The 4493-nt window shown below is 56.6% G+C and carries 5 protein-coding genes and 2 rRNA genes; all 7 read left to right on the top strand.

Going from position 1 to position 4493, the window contains the following annotated elements; all coding sequences use genetic code 11:
• Positions 1-110: ribosomal RNA gene (rrf, locus tag ASR47_RS00160) — 5S ribosomal RNA — on the top strand; the annotation flags it as partial.
• Between the two features lie 252 nt (positions 111-362).
• Positions 363-1151, top strand: a complete 789-nt coding sequence (locus tag ASR47_RS00155; RefSeq protein WP_065305764.1) for a transporter substrate-binding domain-containing protein — start codon at positions 363-365, stop codon at positions 1149-1151.
• Positions 1152-1166: 15 nt separating this feature from the next.
• Entirely contained in the window at positions 1167-1835 is a 669-nt protein-coding gene (locus ASR47_RS00150) for an amino acid ABC transporter permease (protein WP_065305763.1), read from the top strand.
• Entirely contained in the window at positions 1832-2482 is a 651-nt protein-coding gene (locus ASR47_RS00145) for an amino acid ABC transporter permease (RefSeq protein WP_065305762.1), read from the top strand. Before ASR47_RS00150 ends, ASR47_RS00145 begins: the two co-directional genes overlap by 4 nt.
• On the top strand, positions 2469-3197 hold the full coding sequence (locus ASR47_RS00140) for an amino acid ABC transporter ATP-binding protein (protein ID WP_065305761.1): 729 nt from the start codon (positions 2469-2471) through the stop codon (positions 3195-3197). The genes ASR47_RS00145 and ASR47_RS00140 overlap by 14 nt, the downstream gene beginning before the upstream one ends.
• A gap of 26 nt (positions 3198-3223) precedes the next feature.
• Positions 3224-3922: a GntR family transcriptional regulator gene (locus ASR47_RS00135; protein ID WP_065305760.1), complete on the top strand. Its 699-nt coding sequence runs from the start codon at positions 3224-3226 to the stop codon at positions 3920-3922.
• A 462-nt stretch (positions 3923-4384) separates the two neighbouring features.
• A 16S ribosomal RNA gene (locus ASR47_RS00130) occupies positions 4385-4493 on the top strand; the annotation flags it as partial.

Here is a 4493-nt window from a genome sequence, read left to right as displayed (position 1 = left end):
GATGACCATAGCAAGTTGGTCCCACCCCTTCCCATCCCGAACAGGACCGTGAAACAACTTTGCGCCGATGATAGTGCTGCAACCAGTGTGAAAGTAGGTTATCGTCAGGCTTGTTATTCGCAGTAGAGAAAAACCCCGCCAGCAATGGTCGGGGTTTTTTTTCGTCTGGTGGTTTGTTGTAAACGCACCCTATTCGTGCATGAGCTGGTGCAGAAAGTCATGCACTGCTCAAAAACCATGCAGAAATAGGGGTTTTGCAGATCGTATACAGGCTTTGTATGCAGGCACGGAAACTGCTCAAGGAATATGGCGCGCTGTTCATCACGGAACAGTGCGCTCCATCCCACCTTGAGGAGTTGTCCATGAACCGTCGTTCGATCCTGTTGTCGCTGATCTTGTCCGCCACCGCACTTGCCGCACCGCTGACCCATGCCGAGGCGCTCGACGATATTCTCAAGGCCAAGGTCTTGCGCGTGGCCGTGCCCCAGGATTTCCCACCTTTCGGGTCCGTCGGCCCTGACATGAAACCGGTTGGCTACGACATTGACGTGGCCGCACTGCTGGCCAAGGGCCTGGGAGTGAAGCTGGAACTGGTGCCGGTGACCAGCGCCAATCGCATTCCTTACCTTAATACCAAAAAAGTCGACCTGGTCATTTCCAGTCTGGGTAAAAACCCCGAGCGTGAAAAAGTCATCGATTTCAGCGCAGCGTATGCGCCATTCTTCAGCGGCGTGTTCGGGACCGCAGATCAGGCGATCAGCAAGGCGGAACAACTGGCAGGTAAAACCGTGGGCGTCACCCGCGGTGCCGTGGAGGATCTTGAGCTGAGCAAGATTGCGCCGGCCAATACCACCATCAAGCGTTTTGAAGACAATAACGCGACCATTTCCGCCTATCTGTCCGGCCAAGTGCCCTTGATTGCCACTGGCAATGTGGTGGCCGGCGCAATTGTCGAAAAACAGCCGGCCAAAAAACTCGAATTCAAATTCTTTATCAAGAATTCACCATGCTACGTCGGCATCAATAAAAGCGAGCCGAAGTTACTGGCGCAAATCAATGCTATCCTGGCCAAGTCCAAAGAAGACGGCAGCCTCAATACCATCGCCCAGAAATGGCTGAAAACAACGCGCCCTGTCACGGCCCTGCTGTAACTGCTCAAGCGCGCCATGGCATACACTTTTGATTTCAGCAGTATCTGGGAATACCGCGAGTATCTGTACAACGGCGTGATCGGTACCTTGCGCCTGACACTCGTCGGTACCGTGCTCGGTATTGCCATCGGTATTCTTGGCGCCATCTCGCGCGCCTGGAAACTGCCCGTGCTGTTCCCGGTCTACACCGCGTATGTGGAGCTGATCCGCAACACGCCGTTTATCGTGCAGCTGTTCTTTGTCTTCTTCGGCTTGCCCAGCCTCGGCATTCATTTGAGCGAGTGGCAGGCGGCAACAATTGCGATGGTGCTCAACCTGGGCGCCTACAGCACCGAGATCATCCGCGCCGGCGTGGAGTCTGTGCCGAAAGGCCATATCGAGGCCGCTTCGGCGCTGGCGATGTCGCGTTTCCAGATTTTCCGCTGCGTAATCCTGCGCCAGGCCTTGCTCAAGATGTGGCCAGCCTTGTCGAGCCAGATCGTGATCGTGATGCTGGGATCGTCCGTGTGCTCGCAAATCTCGGCCGAGGAGCTGACCTTTGGCGCCGGCTTTATTACCTCGCGTAACTTCCGCTCCTTCGAAGTGTATTTCGTCGTTACCATCATGTACTTTTTGCTGGCGGTCGGCGTGCGCCGCGCGCTGGGCCTGTTTGGCCGCTACGTTCTTGCCAGGAGAGCGACATGAGCGATTTTTCCCTGTGGGACATCATTCGCAACTTGTTGCTGGCGGGGCGCTGGACGGTATTGCTGTCCTTGATCGCCTTTGTGTGTGGGGGGCTGGTCGGTATCGCCATCCTGATGATGCGCACCTCGGGCGCGCGGCCGCTGCGCCAGTTTGCCGTCATGTACATCGAGCTGTTCCAGGGCACACCGCTGCTGATGCAATTGTTCCTGTTGTTCTTTGGCCTGTCACTGACCGGCATGCAAGTGTCGCCGTGGCTGGCCGCCAGCGTGGCCCTGACCTTGTTTACCAGCGCTTACCTGGCGGAAATCTGGCGCGGTTGCGTCGAGGCGGTTCCCCGTGGCCAGTGGGAAGCGTCTGCCAGCACGGCAATGACGTATATGGAACAGATGCGTCACGTAATCTTGCCGCAGGCCCTGCGCATCGCCGTCGCACCAACAGTCGGATTTTCCGTGCAGGTCGTGAAAGCGACGGCGGTCACGTCGATCATCGGCTTCGTCGAACTGACCAAGGCCGGTTCGATGATCAGCAACGCCACGTTTGCGCCCTTCACCGTGTATGGCCTGATCGCCCTGATGTATTTTTGCCTGTGTTTCCCGCTTTCGCTGTATGCCCGCCGCCTGGAAAGGAAAATGAATGTCTCTCGTTAGTATCAATGGTTTGCACAAGCGTTTTGGTACGCACCATGTCCTCAAGGGCATCGACTTGCGCGTCAAGGAGGGCCAAGTGACGGCCGTGATCGGACGCAGCGGTTCGGGCAAAAGTACCTTGCTGCGCTCGATCAACGGACTGGAAAGTTTCGACGAAGGCTCGCTCGATGTCGACGGCGTGCGGGTTACCGTTGGCCAGACCGATTTGCGCCAGTTGCGCCTGAAAGTCGGCATGGTGTTTCAGCAGTTCAATCTGTATCCGCATCTGACGGCAGGACAGAATGTGATGCTGGCGCCGACCGTGGTCAAGAAAACAGGCAAGCAGCAGGCCGAGGCGCTGGCGCGCGATGCGCTGGCAAAAGTCGGCCTTGCCGATCGCTTTGACTCGTTTCCAGACCAGATGTCGGGCGGCCAGCAGCAGCGTGTGGCGATCGCCCGGGCACTGGCGATGCAGCCGAAAATACTGTTGTGCGATGAAATCACCTCGGCGCTCGACCCGGAACTGGTGAACGAAGTGCTGGCCGTGGTGCGCAAGCTGGCCGAGGATGGCATGACCCTGATCATGGTTACGCATGAGATGCGCTTCGCACGCGAGGTGGGCGATCAACTGGTGTTCATGCACCAGGGGAAAATCCATGAGCAGGGTGATCCGAAGACCCTGTTTGCCGCACCGTCGACGCCGGAACTGGCCAGTTTCATCAGTTCGGTTTCCTGATCGTTTTTGCCAAAGCCAGATTCCGCATGCCTGACCACGCCACAGCAATTGTTCCCAACTCTTCCGAAGAGATCGCCGCGGATATTGCGACGGCAATCATCGAACGCCGATTGCCGCCTGGCACCAAGCTCAAGGAAGAGGCCCTGGCCCGCGTGTACTCGGTCAGCCGCACCAAGATCCGTGCGGCCTTGCTGATGCTGTCGAAGGATGAGCTCATCGAGATCGTGCCGGAAAAGGGCGCATGCGTGTGCAAGCTCAGTGAACGCGAGGCGCGCGAGATCTTTGCCGTGCGCCGCACGCTCGAAGCCGGCCTGGCACGCGATTTCGTGGCCATCGCCAAGGCCGACGATTATCGCCGCATCGATGCCCACCTTGCCCTGGAACGCCAGGCTCTGGCACAAAACGATCTGCCGCTGCGCGCCAGGTTGCTAGGTGACTTTCACACCTTGCTGGCCGATATCGCTGGCAATCTGGTGTTGAAGGAAATCTTGCGCAAACTGACGGCGCGGACCTCGCTGATCGCCATGCACCAGCAGTCCAGCGAAGACGCCAGTTGCTCATCGGATGAGCATGCGCTGTTCATCGAGGCGGCCAGGGCCGGCAACGCCGACGCTGCGGTCGACATCATGTTGCACCATCTCGATCATGTGCTCAAGGCGCTGCATGTCGATGCCAGGGAGTCTATCGACAAGAAGGACCTTGTCAAAGCCCTGTTGGCGGCGTGAATAAAAATGCGGATGGCGATTGAAAGCCCTTGCCAAGACTGGCGGGGCTTTGCTATAGTTCGCCTCCCCAATGAGGCGCAGTCAAATGCGGCAGTTGAGGATCACCGGAAACGGCGATGCAGCAGAAAAGAAGGTGTTGACGGATTGAACGAAATGCTTCATACTCTTCCTTCTTCGCAGCTGACAAACACAACGCTTTGTCGATAGCGCGAAACGTAGCACCGAATACCGTTCTTTAACAATTAACAGTCGATAAGTGTGGGCATTTGATGAAGTGCAGCGTCGATCTTCGGATTGACGTAAAACTTAAAATATCAAATGTTCACAAGAAATAATGAAATAGGACGCTACGAAAGTAGTGGCCTGTCAGTTTTTTGAGTGAGCAAACACCTCGCAATGCGAGGGGTTTGAACCGATTAAAAGGTTCGACCATGCCTGTAACAGGGCAAAGTAACAGAGATTAAACTGAAGAGTTTGATCCTGGCTCAGATTGAACGCTGGCGGCATGCCTTACACATGCAAGTCGAACGGCAGCACGGAGCTTGCTCTGGTGGCGAGTGGCGAACGGGTG

The sequence above is a fragment of the Janthinobacterium psychrotolerans genome, from assembly GCF_001677885.1.
Taxonomy (GTDB): domain Bacteria; phylum Pseudomonadota; class Gammaproteobacteria; order Burkholderiales; family Burkholderiaceae_D; genus Janthinobacterium; species Janthinobacterium psychrotolerans.
Note: the sequence above shows the minus strand (reverse complement) of the source record. Positions and strands in the feature narration are given on the sequence as shown.